At 72.9% G+C, this 3,965-nt stretch carries 3 protein-coding genes; 2 read left to right on the top strand and 1 reads right to left on the bottom strand.

Annotation, left to right across the window (positions count from 1 at the left end):
- Positions 1-903 (top strand): hypothetical protein (locus HGA02_RS12565; RefSeq protein ID WP_168679299.1); only part of this gene is annotated, 903 nt, incomplete at its 5' end.
- 140 nt (positions 904-1,043) lie between these two features.
- On the opposite strand, the gene HGA02_RS12560 is transcribed toward HGA02_RS12565, so the two are convergent.
- Positions 1,044-2,321 carry a pectate lyase gene (locus tag HGA02_RS12560; protein WP_343035463.1) on the bottom strand — a complete coding sequence of 426 codons (1,278 nt, stop codon included), beginning with the start codon at positions 2,319-2,321 and terminating at the stop codon, positions 1,044-1,046.
- A 206-nt stretch (positions 2,322-2,527) separates the two neighbouring features.
- Here HGA02_RS12560 and HGA02_RS12555 point away from each other — a divergent pair.
- Positions 2,528-3,965, top strand: a 1,438-nt coding sequence (locus HGA02_RS12555; RefSeq protein WP_168679298.1) for a cation:proton antiporter, incomplete at its 3' end; no start/stop codon positions are given.

Genomic DNA, 3,965 nt, shown 5'->3' with positions numbered 1-3,965 from the left:
CCGCTCCCCGCCGACCAGGTCGCGTCGACGCTGCCCGCCGCGGACGGCGCCGCCGCACCGGGCACGTGCGGCTGGCAGGTGCGCGCGCCCGAGCACACGTCCCCGTGGCACCTCGGGGTGAACCTCGGCCACTACCCGCAGCACCCCCGCTCGTCCCTCCCGGTCGGGGTCACGGTCGAGAGCACGACCTCGCAGCGGACGCCCGCTCCCGTGCGTGTCGTCGCGGAGCGCGACGGCGTCGTCGTCGCCGCGTCGAGCGACGCCTTCGACACCGGCTCGTCGATGGTGCCCGGCACGACCAGCGGCGGCCATCACCTGGCGCTCGTCACGTGCGGCGGCCCGGACGACCACCTCGCGCTGCCCGACGGCTCGTACACGCTGCGGGCCGTGCTCGCCGACCCGGACTCCGGTGAGGTGCTGGCTCTCAGCCCGGGCGAGCCGCTGGTCCTCGCCGGGAACGCGCGCGCACCCTGGTGCGAGGCCGACGTCGACGTCGTACGGGACGGTGACAGGGCCCTCGAGGTGGAGGGGACGGTCGGCGCCGCCGGGCGCTCCGCCGACCTGACCCTGACGTGGCGGCCCGGGGGCGACGGGTGGAAGGGCGACGCGGAGGCGCTGCTGCTCGACGAGCGCGTCGTCCTCGTCGACGCGGCGGGACTCGTCGTCGCGGACTCCCGACGGTGGTCCGAGGAGACGTCCTCGGTCGCGGGGACGCTCGCCGCGGGGCGGACGAGCTCGATCTCCGTCCAGTGGACGGCGGCGGCGTCGTGCTCGGGGACCGACCTGCCCGCCGGCACGTACACGGCGTACGCGCTCGTCACGCTCGCGCCGACCGACGTCGCGGGCGTGACGTCGAACGTGCTCGGTGTCGCCCGGCTCGGTGGCGAGGTCGTCGTCCCCTGACGCCGCAAGGCGCGCGAGCGACGGCCCCGCCCCCGGTGCAGGGCGGGGCCGTCGCTCGGTGCGTGACGCGTCGGTCGTGACGCGTCGGTCGTGACGCGTCGGTCGTGCCGCGTCGGTCGTGCCGCGTCAGTCGTGCCGCGTCACCGGTAGGTGATCGACGACGTCGAGTAGCCGCAGGCCGCGGACGGACCGGAGCCGATCTTGGACGGCTCGCCGGACGTCACGCCCTTGTACTCCTCGCAGATCGCGATCTTCTTCGACGAGTCGTTGTAGATCTGGACGTTGGTGATCGTGGCCTTGTCGCCGAGGTTCGAGTTGATCCCCACCAGCGACTTGCCCGGTGCGGTCACCTTGACGTTGTCGACGACGACGGTCCGCGCGTACTGCTTGGAGCAGTTGCCGCACGAGCGGTAGAGCTTGCCGAAGTCCGAGACCTGGAAGTTCTTGATGACGAACTTCCCCGGCCCGTTGTGCTGGAACACCTTGTCCGACGCCGACCGTGCGCCGCCGCCGTCGACCGTCATGACCTGCGACGACGACGAGCCCTTGAGCGTCGCGGCGTCCTCGCCGACGTCCTCCCACCAGACGTTCTGCAGCGTGCAGGTGCCGGTGCAGTGCACGCCGTCGCCGGCTCCGGTGCCGATGATGACGTTCTTGAGGACGGCGCCGTCGGAGAGCTGGAAGATCGGCGGCTGCGACTCGTCCTGGTCGCCCGAGGAGATGCCGTAGTAGCGCACGTACCCGCCGTCGAACGTGCCGGAGACGTTGATGGTCGACGACACCTTCTTGGCGCTGGTGGCCGACGGCCAGGCCGGGAACGACCCGCCGTTCGACGGCGGCGGGGTGGTGGTGCCGCCGCCCGAGCCGACCTTCACGAGGTCGAACTGCTGGTTGTACTGGTTGTTGTCGGTGAGCTGGGTGATCGTCGCGCCGTCCGCGGTCGACCGGTCGGTGACGGTGACGGCCTTGCCGCTGTGCCGGTTGATCAGCCGGATGCGGCTCCCCTCGGAGTCGCCGAGCTTGAACTGCTGGTTCGTGCCGTTGAGGTCGCTGTACTGCCGGAACTCGCCGCCGTCGGCGGTGCTCCAGCCCCACAGGTCGAGGACCTTGCCGGAGTGCCGGTTCTGGAGCTTGTACCAGCCGGACCCGGCGTCGACGAACCTCCACTGCTGCCAGTTCCCGTCGTTGCGGGTCCACTGCTGGACGACGCCGCCGTCGGCGGTGGACCAGTTGGCGACCTCCATCGCCTTGCCGCTCTGCCGGTTGAGCAGGACGTAGTACGCGCCGGTGTCGACGCTCGCGGCGGACGCCGTCGTCGCGGCGGTGACGCCGACCATCGCGGCGACGGCTGTCGCCGCGAGTCCCGCGAGGATCGTCCGCCAGGGGCGCCGTCGCCTCTGGATCGTTGTACGACTCACTGCTGATCCCTCCTTCGGGTAAGGGCTTTCCGGGCCAGTGACCCACACGCGCGCCGCCGCGTAAACCGTCGAAGCGTTTCGCCTCCGCCACTCCGACCACGACCGCCGGTCACCCCGCCCGAGCCGGCTGCTCGCTCGACCGGGCGCGCGGGTCGGCCCGCTTCGTTAGCGTCGGGCGCAACGGTCGGTCACGGGGAGGGCGGCGGATGCACCACGTCGAGGTGTTCCTGCTGGTCGCGGGCGCCGTCCTCGTCGCCGCCGCGTGCCGCCGACGCGGCCTGCCGTCCCCGCTCGTCATCGTCGCGATCTCGCTCGTCGTGTCGCTGATCCCCGGCGTGCCGCGGTACGAGATCAACTCGGAGATCCTGCTCGAGTTCGTCCTGCCCCCGCTGCTCTACTCGGCCGCGCTCGCGAGCTCGTACCGCGACTTCCGCGCGCAGCTCAGCTCGATCACGCGGCTCGGCGTCGGGCTCGTCCTGCTCAGCGCGCTCGCCGTCGCGCTCGTGTTCTGGGCGCTCGAGCCCGCGGTGTCGTTCGCCGTCGCGCTCGTCCTCGGTGCGGTCGTCGCCCCGCCCGACGCGGTCGCCGCGGCCGCCGTCGGACGCCGCCTCGGGCTCCCCCGCCGCGTCATGACGCTGCTGTCCGGCGAGAGCCTCATCAACGACGCGACGTCCCTCACGCTCTACAAGGTCGCGCTCATCGGTGCCGCCACCGGGGCGTGGGCGTTCGGCAACGCGGTCGGCACGTTCGCCGTCGCGGTGGTCGCCGGCGTGGCCGTCGGCGTCGCGATCGGCTGGGTCGTGCACGCGATCCGCGTACGCCTCGACGACCCGGTCGTCGCGTCGGCGATCGGGCTGCTCACCCCGTTCGGCGCGTACTGGGCGGCCGAGGCCGTGCACGGGTCGGGCGTCCTCGCCGTCGTCGCCGCCGGGCTCTACCTGGGGCACACGTCGCCCCGCGCCGGCTACGCCACGCGCCTGTTCGAGGAGCCGATCTGGTCGACGCTCGACATCCTGCTCGAGTCGTTCACCTTCGCCCTCATCGGCATCCAGCTCCCGTGGATCATCCGCGACCTCATCGCCTCCGACCAGGGCCTCGGGCACGCGGTCACCGTGTCGCTGGCCGTGCTCGCGGTCGCGGTCCTCGTGCGGCCGCTCTACGTCTTCGGCACGGCGTGGTTCGACAACCTGCGCCTGCGCGGCAGCCATCGCCCGGAACGCGACGCGCTCACCGTCCGCGAGTCCGCCGTCGTGTCCTGGGCGGGGATGCGCGGCGTCGTCACGCTCGCCGCCGCCGCGGGCATCCCCGCGACGATCGACGGCGGGCCGTTCCCCGACCGCGCGACCATCCAGCTCGCCGCCTACACGGTCGCGATCGGCACGCTCCTCGGGCAGAGCCTCACGCTGCCGTGGGTCATCCGCCGGCTCGGCGTGGGGTCCGCCGACGAGGAGGCGTCCGACGCGTCGCAGGAGGCCGCGACCCGCATCGCGACGGCCGACGCCGTCCAGCGGGTGCTCGAGTCCAAGCGCGGCGAGCTCGCGAACGTCGTCGGGCAGCAGGCGGCGGACGAGGCGATCGACGCGATGTCCGCGCGCTGGCGCGGGAGGGCCGCCGCCGCGGCCGTCATGCTCGACCCCGAGAACG

The sequence above is a fragment of the Cellulomonas septica genome (assembly GCF_012396155.1).
Classification (GTDB): Bacteria; Actinomycetota; Actinomycetes; order Actinomycetales; family Cellulomonadaceae; genus Cellulomonas; species Cellulomonas septica.
The sequence above is the reverse complement of the archived record's forward strand: the minus strand, read 5'-3'. Positions and strand labels throughout refer to the sequence as shown.